The 15,649-nt window shown below is 62.9% G+C and carries 15 protein-coding genes; all 15 read left to right on the top strand.

The genetic code is table 11. From position 1 onward, the window contains the following. Nucleotides 1–16 precede the first annotated feature (16 nt). Entirely contained in the window at nucleotides 17–1,093 is a 1,077-nt protein-coding gene (gene plsX, locus ACIGJG_RS11915; RefSeq protein ID WP_011298421.1) for a phosphate acyltransferase PlsX, read from the top strand. 53 nt (nucleotides 1,094–1,146) lie between these two features. Then, nucleotides 1,147–2,127, top strand: coding sequence for a beta-ketoacyl-ACP synthase III (locus ACIGJG_RS11910; protein ID WP_011298420.1), 981 nt, complete (start codon nucleotides 1,147–1,149; stop codon nucleotides 2,125–2,127). A gap of 68 nt (nucleotides 2,128–2,195) precedes the next feature. Then, the gene (gene fabD / locus ACIGJG_RS11905) at nucleotides 2,196–3,125 is read left to right on the top strand and encodes an ACP S-malonyltransferase (protein WP_011298419.1); all 930 of its coding nucleotides are present in this window, start codon (nucleotides 2,196–2,198) and stop codon (nucleotides 3,123–3,125) included. Between the two features lie 26 nt (nucleotides 3,126–3,151). Next, nucleotides 3,152–3,901, top strand: a complete 750-nt coding sequence (gene fabG, locus ACIGJG_RS11900; RefSeq protein ID WP_011298418.1) for a 3-oxoacyl-ACP reductase FabG — start codon at nucleotides 3,152–3,154, stop codon at nucleotides 3,899–3,901. A gap of 169 nt (nucleotides 3,902–4,070) precedes the next feature. Further along, entirely contained in the window at nucleotides 4,071–4,310 is a 240-nt protein-coding gene (gene acpP, locus ACIGJG_RS11895) for an acyl carrier protein (RefSeq protein ID WP_008644813.1), read from the top strand. Nucleotides 4,311–4,504: 194 nt separating this feature from the next. Continuing rightward, on the top strand, nucleotides 4,505–5,737 hold the full coding sequence (fabF, locus tag ACIGJG_RS11890; RefSeq protein ID WP_011298417.1) for a beta-ketoacyl-ACP synthase II: 1,233 nt from the start codon (nucleotides 4,505–4,507) through the stop codon (nucleotides 5,735–5,737). A 636-nt stretch (nucleotides 5,738–6,373) separates the two neighbouring features. Beyond that, complete coding sequence (rpoE, locus tag ACIGJG_RS11885) at nucleotides 6,374–6,973, top strand: RNA polymerase sigma factor RpoE (RefSeq protein ID WP_011298415.1); 600 nt, start codon at nucleotides 6,374–6,376, stop codon at nucleotides 6,971–6,973. Nucleotides 6,974–7,083: 110 nt separating this feature from the next. After that, the gene (locus ACIGJG_RS11880; RefSeq protein ID WP_011298414.1) at nucleotides 7,084–7,722 is read left to right on the top strand and encodes a sigma-E factor negative regulatory protein; all 639 of its coding nucleotides are present in this window, start codon (nucleotides 7,084–7,086) and stop codon (nucleotides 7,720–7,722) included. A gap of 8 nt (nucleotides 7,723–7,730) precedes the next feature. After that, nucleotides 7,731–8,810, top strand: a complete 1,080-nt coding sequence (locus ACIGJG_RS11875) for a MucB/RseB C-terminal domain-containing protein (RefSeq protein ID WP_011298413.1) — start codon at nucleotides 7,731–7,733, stop codon at nucleotides 8,808–8,810. 118 nt (nucleotides 8,811–8,928) lie between these two features. Next, a complete protein-coding gene (locus ACIGJG_RS11870; RefSeq protein WP_011298412.1) occupies nucleotides 8,929–10,425 on the top strand; it encodes a DegQ family serine endoprotease in 1,497 nt (498 codons plus the stop codon). A gap of 296 nt (nucleotides 10,426–10,721) precedes the next feature. Then, entirely contained in the window at nucleotides 10,722–12,515 is a 1,794-nt protein-coding gene (lepA, locus tag ACIGJG_RS11865; protein WP_011298411.1) for a translation elongation factor 4, read from the top strand. 92 nt (nucleotides 12,516–12,607) lie between these two features. Next, on the top strand, nucleotides 12,608–13,507 hold the full coding sequence (gene lepB, locus ACIGJG_RS11860; RefSeq protein WP_011298410.1) for a signal peptidase I: 900 nt from the start codon (nucleotides 12,608–12,610) through the stop codon (nucleotides 13,505–13,507). Nucleotides 13,508–13,561: 54 nt separating this feature from the next. Further along, entirely contained in the window at nucleotides 13,562–13,942 is a 381-nt protein-coding gene (locus ACIGJG_RS11855; protein WP_373460943.1) for a DUF4845 domain-containing protein, read from the top strand. A gap of 1 nt (nucleotide 13,943) precedes the next feature. Further along, a complete protein-coding gene (rnc, locus tag ACIGJG_RS11850) occupies nucleotides 13,944–14,714 on the top strand; it encodes a ribonuclease III (RefSeq protein WP_011298408.1) in 771 nt (256 codons plus the stop codon). Then, on the top strand, nucleotides 14,711–15,646 hold the full coding sequence (gene era / locus ACIGJG_RS11845) for a GTPase Era (protein WP_011298407.1): 936 nt from the start codon (nucleotides 14,711–14,713) through the stop codon (nucleotides 15,644–15,646). The genes rnc and era overlap by 4 nt, the downstream gene beginning before the upstream one ends. Nucleotides 15,647–15,649: the final 3 nt, after the last annotated feature.

The raw sequence follows: 15,649 nt of genomic DNA, 5'->3' as shown, positions 1-15,649 counted from the left end.
ATCCGTATCCGGAACAATGACGATCAAAATCGCTATCGACTGCATGGGCGGCGACCACGGCGTTTCCGTGACTGTCCCGGCAGCGATCAGTTTTCTCGCCAGCCACGACGATGCCGCGGTGGTGCTGGTCGGCCTGCCCGACGCCATCCAGGCGCAGCTGAAAAAGCTGCGCGCGCAGGATCATCCGCGCGTCAGCGTCGTGCCGGCAACCGAGGTCATCACCATGGATGACCCGGTGGAAGTGGCACTGCGCAAGAAGAAGGATTCCTCGATGCGGGTCGCGGTGACCCAGGTCAAGGAAGGCCTGGCCGGCGCGTGCATTTCCGCAGGCAACACCGGCGCGCTCATGGCGGTATCGCGCTATGTGCTGAAGACGCTCGAAGGCATCGAGCGCCCGGCCATTGCCACCACGATTCCGAACGAGCAGGGCTGGGGCACCACGGTGCTGGACCTCGGCGCCAACGCGGACTGCGAGCCGGAGCACCTGCTCCAATTCGCGCGCATGGCCGAGGCCATGGTGGCCGTGGTGGACCACAAGGAACACCCGACGGTAGGCTTGCTCAACATCGGCGAAGAGGTCATCAAGGGCAACGAGGTGGTCAAGCGCGCCGGTGAGTTGCTGCGCGCCTCGGAACTCAATTTCCACGGCAACGTGGAAGGCAACGACATCTTCAAGGGCACGACCGATATCGTCGTCTGCGACGGCTTCGTCGGCAACGTGGCGCTCAAGAGCACCGAGGGCCTGGCGAAGATGATCGGCGGCATGATCAAGGAAGAATTCACGCGTTCCTGGTTCACCAAGCTGCTTGCGGGCATTGCCATGCCGGTGCTGTCGCGGCTGGCCAAGCGGCTCGACCCGGCGCGCTACAACGGCGCCTCGCTGCTCGGCCTGCGCGGTCTGGTGATCAAGAGCCACGGGTCGGCGGATGCCCATTCTTTTGAATGGGCGATCAAACGCGGGTATGATGCCGCCAAGAACGGCGTCATCGAACGCATAGCAAGGGCATTTGCCGACAAGACCAGCGCTGCGGGCGCTGCGCCGGCCAGCCCGGAGACAGCCCCGACCCCGCACCCCAGCACCCGCGCCGCCTGATGCATCCGGCCGGCGCCTGAGGCTGCCATACGGACAAATCGATCCGACACTACATGACCAAGTACGCAAAAATCATCGGTACCGGGAGCTACCTGCCCCCGCGGCGTGTGACCAACCAGGATCTGGCGGCGCAACTGGCCGAGAAGGGCATCGAGACCAGCGACGAGTGGATATTCTCGCGCAGCGGCATCTCGGCACGCCACTGGGCCGACCCGGACGTGGCCAGCAGCGACCTGGCTGTCAAGGCGGCCGAGCAGGCAATCGAAGCGGCTGGCATCGACCGCCAGAGCATCGACCTGATCCTGGTCGCGACGTCGACGCCAGACTTCGTGTTCCCGAGCACCGCGTGCATCATCCAGAACAAGCTGGGCATCAATAACCAGTGCGCCGCCTTCGACCTGCAAGCGGTGTGCTCGGGCTTCGTGTATGCGCTGGCCACGGCCGACAAGTTCATCCGCAGTGGTTCGCACCGCAATGTGCTGGTGATTGGCACCGAAGTGTTCTCGCGGATCCTGGACTTCAACGACCGTACGACTTGTGTGCTGTTTGGCGACGGCGCCGGTGCAGTCGTGCTGTCGGCATCCGACGAGCCCGGCATCCTGTCGACGGCCATGCATTCCGATGGCAGCCATGTGGGCATCCTGTGCGTGCCGGGCAACGTCCACGGCGGCGCGATCGCAGGCAATGCTTTCCTGCACATGGACGGCCAGGCAGTGTTCAAGCTTGCCGTGACCGTGCTAGACAAGGTCGCGCGCGAAACCATGGCGGCGGCCGAGATCCAGCCCGAGCAGATCGACTGGCTCATTCCCCATCAGGCCAATATCCGCATCATGCAGGGCACCGCGCGCAAGCTCGGCCTGCCCGCCGAGCGCATGATTGCGGTCGTCCATGAACACGGCAATACCTCGGCCGCGTCAATTCCGCTGGCACTGGATGCCGCGGTGCGCGACGGCCGCATCCGTCCCGGCCAGACCGTGCTGATGGAAGGCGTGGGCGGGGGCTTCACCTGGGGCGCTGCGCTGCTGCGCATGTAACGACAGCCGGCGCGGCGGGCGAGACCGGACGCGCGGCTACCGGTATTCAAATCTAGGATTGCACTCCGATGAAATTTGCATTCGTATTTCCTGGCCAGGGCTCGCAGTCGGTCGGCATGCTCAATGCGTTCGCCGACAACGCCGTGGTGCGCGCTACCCTGGAGGAAGCTTCGACGGCACTCGGCCAGGACATCGGCCGCCTGATCGCCGAAGGCCCGGCTGAAGAACTGAACCTGACCACCAACACGCAGCCGGTCATGCTGACCGCCGCCGTGGCGGTCTACCGCGCATGGCTCGACGCCGGCGGTCCGGCGCCCGCAATGGTGGCTGGCCACAGCCTGGGCGAATACTCGGCACTGGTCGCGGCCGGCGTGATTCCGTTCGCCGAAGCCGTACCGCTGGTGCGTTTCCGTGCACAAGCCATGCAGGAGGCGGTACCGGTGGGCCAGGGCGGCATGGCCGCCATCCTGGGCCTGTCCGACGATGACGTGCGTGCTGCCTGCGCCGAAGCGTCGGCTGCTGGCGTGGTCGAGGCCGTCAATTTCAACGCACCGTCGCAGGTCGTGATCGCTGGTAGCAAGGCCGGCGTCGAGAAGGCCTGCGAAGTCGCGAAGGCCAAGGGCGCCAAGCGTGCGCTGCCGCTGCCGGTGTCGGCGCCGTTCCACTCGTCGCTGCTCAAGCCGGCGTCGGACCGCCTGCGCGAGCGCATGGCCGGCCTGACGTTCTCGGCACCGACCATTCCGCTGGTCAACAACGTGGACGTCGCCATCGTCAACGATCCGGAAGCGATCAAGGACGCGCTCGTTCGCCAGGCCGCCGCGCCGGTGCGCTGGGTGGAGTGCGTGCAGAAGATGGCCGCCGAAGGCGTCACGCACGTGATCGAATGCGGCCCGGGCAAGGTCCTGGCCGGCATGACCAAGCGTATCGACGGCAGCCTGACCGGCGGCGCGGTGTTCGATCCGGCCTCGCTGCAGGAAACCCTGGCGCTGCTGAAGTAAGCGAACGCAAGAAAAGGATAATTAGCATGACCAAACTTCTCGAGAACCAGGTCGCACTGGTCACCGGCGCTTCGCGTGGCATTGGCCGCGCCATCGCGCTGGAGTTGGCTCGTCAGGGCGCCACGGTGATCGGCACCGCTACCAGCGAGTCCGGTGCAGCGGGTATCACCGAATACCTGGGCGCCGACGGGCTGAAGGGTAAGGGTGCAGTGCTGAACGTCAATGACGCGGCAGCCTGCGACGCGCTGATCGACGAGATCGTGAAGACCCACGGCGGCATCGGCGTGCTGGTCAATAATGCCGGCATCACGCAGGACCAGCTCGCCATGCGCATGAAGGATGAGGACTGGCTCGCCGTGATCCAGACCAACCTGACTTCCGTGTTCCGTTTGTCGCGCGCGGTGCTGCGCCCGATGATGAAGGCACGCCAGGGCCGAATCATCAACATCACTTCGGTGGTCGGCTCGGTGGGCAACCCCGGCCAGATGAACTACTCGGCGGCCAAGGCCGGCGTGGCCGGGATGACCCGTTCGCTGGCTGCCGAGATCGGCAGCCGCAACGTGACCGTCAATTGCGTCGCGCCGGGCTTTATCGATACCGACATGACCAAGGCGCTGTCGGAAGAGCAGCATGCTTCGCTCAAGCAGCAGATTCCACTTGGCCGCCTGGGCCAGCCGGAAGATATTGCCAATGCGGTCGCTTTCCTGGCTGGTCCGCAAGCCGCCTATATCACCGGCACCACGCTGCATGTGAACGGCGGCATGTACATGAATTAATGAGTTTTTGGGCAGATCGTTCGGTGCAGAAGCCGGAAGAAGCTGCCTGAAGTCGTAGTTTTCCGAACCAATCGGGCGCGATTCTTGCAAAGCTTGGCAGGCGGCATTTCTGACGCCCCAAACCTGCTAAAATGCGCCCACTTTTTGTCGAACTTCCCTGGAGGGTTACATGGACAATATCGAACAACGCGTCAAGAAAATCGTGGCAGAACAGCTTGGCGTGGCCGAGGCAGACATCAAGAACGAATCGTCGTTCGTGAACGATCTCGGTGCGGACTCGCTGGACACGGTTGAACTCGTGATGGCGTTGGAAGATGAATTCGGCATGGAAATTCCTGATGAGGAAGCCGAGAAGATCACGACCGTGCAGCAGGCAATCGACTACGCCACCGCGCACGTCAAGGCCTAAGCCAGTCGTTTCTGAATTCCGAGCCACAGAAGGCGGGTGGGCGCACCGTTCGGTCGCGCCTCGCTGTTTTCTGTGGCTTTCGTCTGTTCGAAGACGCAGAATCAAGGCACGTACCGCGCGCCGCTGACCCTCGGGTCCGCGATCTTGGCGGCACGTGTCCCTGATCCTGCATCACGCACCCGTAGGAAATCATAGTGAGCCGTCGTCGCGTCGTTGTCACTGGGCTTGGCCTTGTGTCTCCGGTCGGAAACACGGTTGCCGAAGGCTGGGCCAACCTGGTTGCCGGCAAGTCCGGTATCGCCACCGTCACCAAATTCGATCATTCCGCGCTTTCCGTGCACTTTGCCGGTGAAGTGAAGGGCTTCAATGCCGAGGATTACATCCCGGCCAAGGAAGCCCGCAATATGGATACGTTCATCCACTATGGCATTGCTGCCGGCGCCCAGGCGCTCAAGGACAGCGGCTATGAGGTGACCGATGCCAATGCGGAGCGCATCGGCGTGCTGGTCGGCTCGGGCATTGGCGGCTTGCCGATGATCGAGGACACGCATGCCACGCTGACCGAGCGTGGTCCACGCCGTATTTCGCCGTTCTTCGTGCCGGGATCGATCATCAACATGATCTCTGGCCACCTGTCGATCATGCACGGCCTGAAGGGCCCGAACCTCGCCGCGGTGACCGCCTGCACGACCGGCCTGCACAGCATTGGCCTGGCTGCTCGCCTGATTCAGGCCGGCGACGCCGACGCCATGCTGGCGGGCGGTGCCGAGTCGACCGTGTCGCCGCTGGGCATCGGCGGTTTCGCGGCCGCGCGCGCCTTGTCGACGCGCAATGACGATCCCGCAGCCGCTTCGCGCCCGTGGGACAAGGACCGCGACGGCTTCGTGCTGGGCGAGGGTGCCGGCGTCATGATGCTGGAAGAGTACGAATCTGCGAAGGCGCGCGGTGCGCGCATCTATGCCGAGCTCGTGGGCTTCGGCATGAGTGGAGACGCATTCCACATGACTGCGCCGAACATGGACGGCCCGCGCCGCTGCATGGTCAACGCGCTGCGGGACGCCGGCATCAACGCGGACGAGGTGCAGTACCTGAACGCGCACGGCACGTCGACGCCGCTCGGCGACAAGAACGAAACCGATGCTATCAAGGCAGCCTTCGGTGACCATGCCTACAAGATGGTGGTGAATTCGACCAAGTCGATGACCGGCCACTTGCTGGGCGGCGCAGGTGGCCTGGAATCGGTGTTCACCGTGCTCGCACTGCATAACCAGGTGTCGCCGCCGACCATCAACATCGATAACCAGGATCCGGAATGTGACCTGGACTACGTGGCCAACACGGCGCGTGAAATGAAAATCGATGTGGCCGTGAAGAACAACTTCGGCTTCGGCGGTACCAACGGCACGCTGGTCTTCCGTCGCGCCTGATTCGGTGTCACGGACACGCCTCGCCGGCTCCCGACTCGGCGGGCTTCATCGCTTGCGGTGGGCCCTGCTCGTGCTCTGGGCGGGCGAGGCAATTGCCTTCGGCCTGCTGGCCCGGATGTGCCTGAATGCAATCCCGCCTCGGGGCTTGGTCGGCAGCGTCTATCCCTTCCTGATTTGTACTGCTGGGCTAGGTCTGTCTGTCCTGGTTGGCTGGGTCACGCGTGGCTGGTGGTCGTGGGCCGCCCAGTCCTGTTCCGCAGTCTTGCCGTCGCCGCAGCGCTACGGCATGCCTCGCGTGGTGGTGCGGCGGTCCGGCGCCAGCAGTGAAACCGCGGTCGTGACCGGCAGCTGGAACATCGGCAGCATCCTCTTCCTGAGTCTGGCGCAGGGCCCCGGCAAACGCCGCGGACTGCTGGTTTTGCCGTTCCAGGCGCGATCCCATCGAGTGCTACGTGCCGCGCGGCTTGCTCTGGCGGTTGCACGAGAGGTGCAACCTTTGCAAGACCATAGGGAACGTTATTGTTAGCCAGCGGTCACAGCATGCACTTTCAAGCACTGGGCGATCGCAGTTCGTAGGTAAAATACAACGTTCGTCGTGACGACCAAACCAAGAGATACACTGCAGGTGAACCATACGTGAGCGAACGCGAAGCCGATCAGCTCCTAGTTGAACGCGTCCAGCAGGGCGACAAGCGGGCCTTTGAGCTGCTGGTGGCAAAGTACCACCGGAAGATCATCCGCCTGATTTCGCGCCTGGTGAGAGATCCCGCCGAAGTCGAGGATGTGGCGCAGGATGCCTTTATCAAGGCATATCGTGCCTTGCCCCAATTCCGCGGGGAATCCGCCTTCTACACATGGCTGTACCGGATCGCCGTGAATACGGCCAAGAACTATCTGGCTACGCAGGGACGACGACCCGAGGCGTCCACCGACATCGATACGGAAGAGGCTGAAACTTTTGCGGACGGTGAGCAACTAAGGGATATCAATACGCCGGAGTCGATGCTTCACACGCGCCAAGTCGCCGAAACGGTGAACCGAGCGATGGAAGCGTTGCCGGAAGAGTTGCGTACCGCCATCACCCTGCGCGAGATCGAAGGCCTCAGCTATGAGGAAATCGCGGAGGCGATGGGTTGCCCGATCGGAACGGTGCGTTCACGCATTTTCCGTGCGCGTGAGGCGATTGCTGAAAAATTGCGCCCGCTGCTGGGAACGGCAGAGGGCAAGCGATGGTAGTGAGAAGAATGTCGTGCGGCCAGCGTTGCAGCCTATTCCTGCATCGATAAGCGACAGCAAGTGACGGGATTATCGGTGTTCAATGGAATTGGAATGTCTTGGGGTGGGAAATGGGTCAGGCTCATAAGCAGTCGGTTCATGTAGTGGAAGCGGCGGAGCAAATCTCCGTCCTGATGGATGGCGAGTTGTCGCCGCACGAGGTCGATCCCGTACTGGCGCTCGCGAAAAGCGAGCCCGGCATGGAGAACTGGACCATGTTCCAGATGATTGGCGATACGCTGCGGTCGGAAGAGTTGAGCCATGCGGGCCCGACCGGCGATTTTCTTGCCCGCTTCGCCGCGCGCCTCGAAGACGAGCCGCACGTACTGGTGCCCGCCGTGGCCCAGGCCGCTGGCATGCGACAGCGCCTGCTGGTGCGACCTTCGTGGGTGCGGCGCGTGATGCCGGGCACCGCGATTGCCGCGGCAGTAGCGGCTGTGAGTTGGGTCGTCGTTCCCCAGTTGCGCGGACCGTCCGACCTGGGTACGCCTGACGCCGTGGTTGCGCGCGTCGACCAGCCTGCCGCCGCGAAAGCCGCGGCCGCGAACATCGTTACCGTCGCAGCCGAAAACGCCCAGATGATCCGCGATCCGCGGCTGGACGAATACCTGCGTGCCCACCGCACGTCCGTCGCAACGGAGGCATTCGTGCCGACCATGCGTACGGTCGCCAACGGTGCCAATTTCTCTCAGGACAATTCGCAGGAATAATGCCGGACATGCACAAAGGATGGTCGCCCGCCAACGTAGCGGGCGCACCGAGAATGGGGGCCCTGCGTAGGTCCTTTTTTCTGGCCTTGTGTCTGAGCGCGGCGGCGGCCACGGCCCAGCCCTCGGACAGTTCGCTGAACCGGCGCGACGCGTCCGCCTGGCTCAGCAAGATCCACCGTGCAGCGCAGCGCGAAAACTATGTCGGCACGCTGATCTATCAGCGCGGCAGTGTGATGCATGCGTCGAAGATCCAGCACTACAGCGATCTCGTGCACAACGAGTACGAACGGCTTGAGACGCTCGACGGCAAGCCGCGCGAAGTGCTGCGGCAGAATGACGTGGTGCACAGCCTGATTCCCGAAGCCAAGCTCGTGGTGGTCGAGAAGCAGGAGGCCAAGGACCGCTTCCCGGCGCTGCTGGCCACCACCAAGAGCGACGTGCTCGATCTCTACGAGATGCGCAAGCTCCCGGGCGAGCGCGTGGCCGGCGTGGAATGCGAGGTGTTCTCGCTGGAGCCGCACGATGCGGCCCGCTACGCCGTACGCTTGTGGGCCGAAAAAAATTCGGGCCTGCTGATGCGGGCGCAGACCATCGGGGACGGCGGCAAGGTGCTGGAGCAGGTTGCCTTTTCGCAGGTCGACATCGGCGTGCCGTCGGACAAGCAGCGCATCCTCGGGGCCATCAAGAACGCCAGTTCCTGGAATCACTATGAGGTCACGTACCAGCCAACCAACGTCGCGGACGAAGGCTGGACCATTGCGGTGCCGCTGAAGGGCTTCCAGAAGATCCGCGAGGTGCGTCGCCCGCTCGGTGAACTGCGCGCGCCTGCGCAGGGCAGCGGACGCGGCCAGGTGTTCGAGGTGCTCCAGGTCGTCTACAGCGACGGGCTGACTGGCTTGTCGGTGTTTATCGAACCGGTCTCCGAGCAGCGTGTGCGCCGCGAAGGCGTCGCGTCGCTGGGCGCCACGCAGGTTGTGGTCCGCCGCATTGCGGACTACTGGATTACAGTGGTGGGCGAAGTGCCCGCCAGCACGGTGCGGCAGTTCGCGTCGGCCGTGGAATATCGCCCTCCCAAGGCGTTACACTGAGCTCGGGGAAGTGCCGGATACGGGGCTCGCAAGCCCGTGTCCGGTGGCCCCTGTGAGGGCGTCCTGCCGCTTCGTTCCAGTCGCTACTTCATCATTTGCTGAATCCCGGGAGTTGTCGATGACGTTCAGATCCCCAGCCCTGGCGCGTGCCGTGGTCATGGCTGCCATATTGATTCTCGGCCCGGCGGTTGCCGAAGTGGGCCACGCCCAGGCCGCCGCGTCCAATTACAACCTGCCCGACTTTACCGACCTGGTGGAAAAGGCCAGCCCCGCCGTGGTCAACATCCGGACCACCGAGCGCATTCGCTCGCGCGGTGGTTCAGGCGGCGACGACGACGAGATGGCTGAGTTCTTCCGGCGTTTCTTCGGGGTTCCGATGCCAGGCGCTCCGACGCCGGGGGCCCCAAATGCGCCGCGCCGCGGCCAGCCGCCGCAGGGCGAGGAACAGAGCCGCGGCGTCGGTTCCGGATTCATCATCAGCCAGGACGGCTATGTGATGACAAATGCCCATGTGGTGGCTGACGCGGAAACCATCTATGTCACGCTGCCTGACAAGCGCGAGTTCAAGGCCAAGCTGATTGGCTCGGACAAGCGTACCGACGTGGCGCTGATCAAGATTGAAGCGACAGGCTTGCCAAAGCTGGTGCTTGGGGATTCCGACAAGGTTCGTGCCGGAGAGTGGGTGCTCGCGATCGGTTCGCCGTTCGGCCTCGACAACAGCGTGACCGCCGGCATCGTGTCCGCCAAGGGCCGTGATACCGGCGACTACCTGCCGTTCATCCAGACCGACGTGGCGGTCAACCCAGGCAATTCGGGCGGCCCGCTGATCAACCTGCGCGGTGAAGTCATCGGCATCAACTCGCAGATTTACAGCCGCAGCGGTGGCTACATGGGCATTTCGTTCGCGATCCCGATCGACGAGGCCATGCGCGTCACCGAGCAGTTGAAGACGTCGGGCCGCGTCACGCGCGGGCGGATTGCCGTGGCGATCGGCGATGTGACCAAGGAAGTGGCCGATTCACTCGGACTAGGCCGTGCGCGCGGGGCACTGGTCGGCAGCGTGGAGCCGGGCGGACCGGCGGAAAAGGCCGGCATCGAGCCCGGTGACATCATCCTGAAGTTCAACGGCCGCGAGATCGAAAAGGCGTCCGACCTGCCGCGCATGGTTGGCGATACCAAGCCGGGCACGCGCGTGCCGATTCAGTTGTGGCGCAAGGGCGCCACCCGCGATGTGTCGATCACCGTGACGGAGTTGGAGCCGGAAGCCCGCGCGAAGGCGCGCAATGCCCCCTCGTCCAAGGATGACGCCAGTGCGCAGGCACCTAAACCTAACGCGCTCGGTCTGATCGTCAACGACATTCCCGACGCTCGCCTGAAGGAGCTTAAGGTAAGGTCCGGCGTGGAGGTCGAGGTCGCGGATGGCCCGGCCATGCGTGCAGGCATTCGTCCTGGCGACATCATCCTGCGGCTTGGCGATACTGACGTGACCGGCGCGCGCCAGTTCAATGATCTGGTGAAGGGGTTGGACAAGAGCCGCATCGCCGCCGTGTTCGTGCGTCGTGGCGATGCCACCCAGGTCCTGACGCTGCGTCCGGGGGCGACCGCCGCCCGCTGACCGTCGTCATGCTGCCGCTCACGGGGAAGGGATCCCTGTGAGCTTTGCCACGACTTCCTCTATGTCGTGGCCCTTCGGGTGTGGCATGCGTCGCAGCAGGCGACCGAACGGCCACTTCCGATCGCACCGAAGCGGCCGGAAGTCATTGAAAATCCGGTAAAATTCCAGATTGGCGCAAAATCCGCGCCCCAAGACCCGCGGCCTCGACGTGGGCGCCTGTGATGGGCGCCCGCGACGGGGCCGTTCACGAATCCGCTGCGCCCGGGCGAAGTCGCCGGCGCCTGCCTGAAGATTAGATGGACCACATTCGCAATTTCTCGATCATTGCCCATATCGACCATGGGAAATCCACCCTGGCCGACCGGATCATTCAGCTGTGTGGGGGGCTGTCCGATCGCGAAATGGAGGCCCAGGTCCTCGACTCGATGGATATCGAGAAGGAGCGCGGCATCACGATCAAGGCGCAGACTGCCGCGCTGACCTACAAGGCCCGTGACGGCAAGGTCTACAACCTGAACCTGATCGATACGCCGGGACACGTCGACTTCAGCTACGAAGTGAGCCGGTCGCTGTCGGCGTGCGAAGGCGCGCTGCTGGTGGTCGATGCTTCGCAGGGTGTCGAAGCGCAGACCGTGGCCAACTGCTACACGGCGATCGAACTCGGTGTGGAAGTGGTGCCGGTGCTGAATAAGATCGACCTGCCACAGGCCGACCCGGCCAATGCCATTCAGGAAATCGAAGACGTCATCGGCATCGACGCGCACGACGCCACCCCGTGCTCGGCCAAGACTGGCCAGGGCGTGGAGGACGTGATCGAGGCGCTGATCGCCAAGGTGCCGCCGCCCAAGGGCGACGCCAGCGCGCCGCTGCAGGCGCTGATCATCGACTCGTGGTTCGACAACTACGTCGGCGTGGTCATGCTGGTGCGCGTGGTCAATGGCACGCTGCGTCCGAAGGACAAGGCGCTGTTGATGGCCACCGGTGCGCAGCACCTCGTGGAGCAGGTTGGCGTGTTCTCGCCGAAGTCGGTGCAGCGCGATTCGCTGACCGCCGGGCAGGTGGGCTTCGTCATCGCAGGCATCAAGGAACTCAAGGCCGCCAAGGTCGGTGACACCATCACGACCCTGCCGCGCAAGGCCGAGGCGCCGCTGCCGGGCTTCAAGGAAGTCAAGCCGCAGGTGTTCGCCGGCCTGTATCCGGTCGAGGCAAACCAGTACGAGGCACTGCGCGAATCGCTCGAAAAGCTGCGCCTGAACGACGCGTCGCTGATGTTCGAGCCGGAAGTGTCGCAGGCGCTTGGCTTTGGTTTCCGCTGCGGCTTCCTGGGCCTGTTGCACATGGAAATCGTGCAGGAGCGCCTCGAGCGCGAATTCGACATGGACCTGATCACGACGGCGCCGACCGTGGTGTACCAGGTACAGATGCGCGACGGCACCATGGTGACCGTGGAGAACCCGGCCAAGATGCCCGACCCGAGCCGGATCGAGGCCATCCTGGAGCCGATCGTCACGGTCAACCTGTACATGCCGCAGGAATATGTCGGCTCGGTGATCACGCTGTGTACGCAGAAGCGCGGCTCACAGATCAACATGAGCTACCACGGCAAGCAGGTGCAGTTGACCTACGAAATTCCGATGGCGGAAATCGTGATGGATTTCTTTGATCGCCTCAAGTCGGTGTCGCGTGGCTATGCATCGATGGATTACGAGTTCAAGGAATATCGACCGTCCGACGTGGTCAAGGTCGATATCCTGATCAACAGCGACAAGGTCGATGCGCTGTCGGTGATCGTGCACCGCTCGAATTCGCAATACCGTGGTCGCGAAGTGGCCGCGAAAATGCGCGAGATCATTCCGCGCCAGATGTACGACGTGGCGATCCAGGCCGCGATCGGCTCGAATATTATTGCGCGCGAAAACGTCAAGGCGTTGCGCAAGAACGTGCTGGCCAAGTGCTATGGCGGCGATATCAGCCGCAAGAAAAAGCTGCTCGAAAAGCAGAAGGCCGGCAAAAAGCGGATGAAGCAGGTCGGTACCGTCGAGATTCCGCAGGAAGCCTTCCTGGCGATCCTGCAGGTCGACGACAAGTAAGCGGTTTCGCGAACAGGAACGGGGCTGCCGCGTCTGAGGCGCGGCGGTAGTAGAAGAGGCTGTAGCAAGACATCCAAGAACCAGAAGCCGTCATGAATTTTGCACTGATCCTTTTTGTGCTGGTGGTGATTACAGGTATCGCGTGGGTCGCGGACAAGCTCGTGTTCGAGCGGCAACGGCGCGCTTCAGCGCGGCTTGCGCTGGCCGAGTTCGATTCGCGCCAGTCGGACCTGCAGGGCCGCTTCGGTTCCGGCGAGGTTGATTCGACGCGCAAGCGTCTGGCCGAAGAAAAGCTGCGCCAGCCGTGGTGGCTTGAGTATTCGGCGAGCTTCTTCCCGGTCATCCTGGCCGTGTTCGTACTGCGCTCGTTCGTGGTCGAGCCGTTCAAGATTCCGTCCGGCTCGATGATTCCCACGCTGCTGATCGGCGATTTCATCCTGGTCAACAAGTACGACTACGGGATTCGCCTGCCGGTGGTGAACAAGAAGATCGTCGACGTCGGCGAGCCGCAGCGCGGCGACGTCATGGTGTTCCGCTACCCGAAAGACCCCTCGCTCGATTACATCAAGCGCGTGATCGGCGTGCCTGGCGATGTGGTGCAGTATTCGAACAAGCATTTGACAATCAACGGCAAGCCCGCTGACTACACGCCACTGCCTGATTATCTGGATGAGGAACGCCTGGCCTATTCCAAGCATTTCCGGGAGAAACTGCCCGGCGGCGTGGAGCACGGCATCCTTAATGATGTGGATCGACCGGCATTTGTCGCCGGTGCCGATCCGGATTTCCCGTTCCGGGAAAACTGCACTTACAATCAGCAGGGTGTGACCTGCAAGGTGCCTGCAGGTCACTATTTCGTGATGGGTGACAATCGCGACAACAGCCTGGATTCCCGTTACTGGGGATTCGTGCCGGACGAGAATATCGTCGGCAAGGCGTTCGTGATCTGGATGAACCTCGGCAATTTTGGACGCGTCGGTTCATTCAAATAACACCTGCGCGGCGCAGAACACTCAACTAGAACGAGGGAAGCGCAAATGGGTCAGATGGGTCAATTGGGTTGGGTCGGGAAAGATAGCCGGCGGCGGGCAAGGGGATTTTCTCTGTGGACGCTGCTGGTCGTGATCGTATTCGTGATCGGCGTTGCCTTGCCGGCGCTCAGGGCGATACCGAGCCTGACTGAATATTTTTCGGTCAAGCGGGCGGCAAGTTACGCCAAGCAACGAGCCACCAACAAGCGAGAGGTGGTGGAGTATTTTGACAAGCAGGCAACCATCGACCGGATTGCCGCGGTGAAGGGGGAAGACCTCCAGATTCGCGAAAATGAGAATGGAACGATCCAGTCGGTCGATTTTGCCTACCGGACCGAAGTTCCTGTCTACGGTCCACTGAGCTTACTGATTACTTATTCGGGAACGCAGCACTGATATGAACCTCGACGCCTTGCAGCAACGTCTCGGCTACCGTTTCAGCAAGCCTGAGTTGCTGCAGCAGGCGCTGACGCACCGCAGCCACAGCGCCCAGCACAACGAACGCCTCGAATTCCTGGGCGACTCGGTGCTGAACTGCGCCGTGGCCGACATGCTGTTTGGCATGTTCGGCAAACTCGATGAAGGCGACCTGTCGCGCGTGCGCGCGAACCTGGTCAAGCAGCAGGCGTTGTACGAAATTGCACAGATGCTGCAGTTGTCCGAAGTGCTGCGCCTGGGCGAGGGCGAACTGAAGAGCGGTGGATTCCGCCGCCCGTCGATTCTCGCCGATGCGCTTGAAGCCATTGTCGGAGCGGTGTTCCTCGATGCCGGTTTCGAAGCCGCGCGCACGCTGATCCGCAAGTTGTATATCCCCATCCTGGAGCAAGTCGATCCACGCACGCTCGGTAAGGATGCCAAGACGCTGCTCCAGGAATACTTGCAGGGCCACAAGATCGCCCTGCCTCAATATAACGTAATCGCCACTCACGGCGCCGCGCACAGCCAGCAGTTTGAAGTCGAGTGCATGGTGCCTAAACTGGAAGTCCGGGTGTTCGGCACCGGTGCCTCCCGCCGAGCCGCGGAGCAGGCGGCGGCCAAGCTGGCGCTCGATGAAGTCCAGAAGCTCGTGCCGCAGCTGCTCAAGCGCAGCCGCGCCGAGCGCACCGGCAAGACCCGCAAGCAGCCGGTACCGCCGGACCCACAGTTGTCTCTCAGGTTGAAGGAATGACCGAATCCCATGATTCGCAGCAGCCCGCTGCGGATACCCAAGCCAAGGCGTTCCGCTGCGGCACCGTGGCCATTGTTGGCCGCCCCAACGTCGGCAAGTCCACGCTGATGAATGCGCTGGTCGGCCAGAAGATCAGCATCACGTCGCGCAAGGCGCAGACCACGCGTCACCGCCTGGTCGGCATCCAGACCACGGATGACGCGCAGTATGTCTTCGTCGACACGCCAGGTTTTCAGACCCGCCACGCCAGTGCGCTGAACCGCTCGCTCAACCGCGCAGTCACCTCCACGCTGTCGTCGGTGGACCTGGTGCTGTTCGTCGTGGAAGCCGGCTACTATGGCGCCGATGACGAAAAGGTGCTCGCGCTGCTGCCGAAGAACACGCCGGTGCTGCTGGTGACCAACAAGCTCGACCGCGTGACTGACGACCGCGCCGGGGTGATGATGCCCTTCCTCGAAAAGATGGGCCAGCTGTTCCCGTTCCGGGAAGTGGTGCCGATGTCGGCCAAGACGCGCGACCATATCGCGCGCCTGTTCGAGATCATCCGGCCTTACCTGCCGGAAGGCGAACCGATGTACGACGCCGACGCGATGACCGACCGCAGCGAGCGTTTCCTCGCCTCGGAAATTATCCGCGAGAAGGTGTTCCGCTGGACCGGCGACGAACTGCCGTACACGAGCACCGTCATCATCGACAAGTTCGAGACGGAAGGGCGCCTGCGCCGCGTGTTTGCCACGATCCTGGTCGAGCGCGACGCGCACAAGGCCATGATCATCGGCAACAAGGGCAGCAAGCTGAAGCAGATCTCCACCGAGGCGCGCCTCGACATGGAAAAGCTGTTCGACGGCAAGGTCTACCTGGAAATGTGGATCAAGGTGAAAAGCGGCTGGGCCGATAACGAAGCCGGACTGCGCGCATACGGCTACGAGTGAGCA

Source organism: Cupriavidus sp. C1SS-2L (genome assembly GCF_057073735.1).
The sequence above is the reverse complement of the archived record's forward strand: the minus strand, read 5'-3'. Positions and strand labels throughout refer to the sequence as shown.

What these genes read in the sequence shown, in the direction of transcription:
- plsX (WP_011298421.1), top strand. Translation starts at nt 17, where the DNA reads ATGACGATCAAAATCGCTATCGACTGCATGGGCGGCGACCACGGCGTT.
- ACIGJG_RS11910 (WP_011298420.1), top strand. Translation starts at nt 1,147, where the DNA reads ATGACCAAGTACGCAAAAATCATCGGTACCGGGAGCTACCTGCCCCCG.
- fabD (WP_011298419.1), top strand. Translation starts at nt 2,196, where the DNA reads ATGAAATTTGCATTCGTATTTCCTGGCCAGGGCTCGCAGTCGGTCGGC.
- fabG (WP_011298418.1), top strand. Translation starts at nt 3,152, where the DNA reads ATGACCAAACTTCTCGAGAACCAGGTCGCACTGGTCACCGGCGCTTCG.
- acpP (WP_008644813.1), top strand. Translation starts at nt 4,071, where the DNA reads ATGGACAATATCGAACAACGCGTCAAGAAAATCGTGGCAGAACAGCTT.
- ACIGJG_RS11880 (WP_011298414.1), top strand. Translation starts at nt 7,084, where the DNA reads ATGGGTCAGGCTCATAAGCAGTCGGTTCATGTAGTGGAAGCGGCGGAG.
- ACIGJG_RS11875 (WP_011298413.1), top strand. Translation starts at nt 7,731, where the DNA reads ATGCACAAAGGATGGTCGCCCGCCAACGTAGCGGGCGCACCGAGAATG.
- ACIGJG_RS11870 (WP_011298412.1), top strand. Translation starts at nt 8,929, where the DNA reads ATGACGTTCAGATCCCCAGCCCTGGCGCGTGCCGTGGTCATGGCTGCC.
- lepA (WP_011298411.1), top strand. Translation starts at nt 10,722, where the DNA reads ATGGACCACATTCGCAATTTCTCGATCATTGCCCATATCGACCATGGG.
- lepB (WP_011298410.1), top strand. Translation starts at nt 12,608, where the DNA reads ATGAATTTTGCACTGATCCTTTTTGTGCTGGTGGTGATTACAGGTATC.
- ACIGJG_RS11855 (WP_373460943.1), top strand. Translation starts at nt 13,562, where the DNA reads ATGGGTCAATTGGGTTGGGTCGGGAAAGATAGCCGGCGGCGGGCAAGG.
- rnc (WP_011298408.1), top strand. Translation starts at nt 13,944, where the DNA reads ATGAACCTCGACGCCTTGCAGCAACGTCTCGGCTACCGTTTCAGCAAG.
- era (WP_011298407.1), top strand. Translation starts at nt 14,711, where the DNA reads ATGACCGAATCCCATGATTCGCAGCAGCCCGCTGCGGATACCCAAGCC.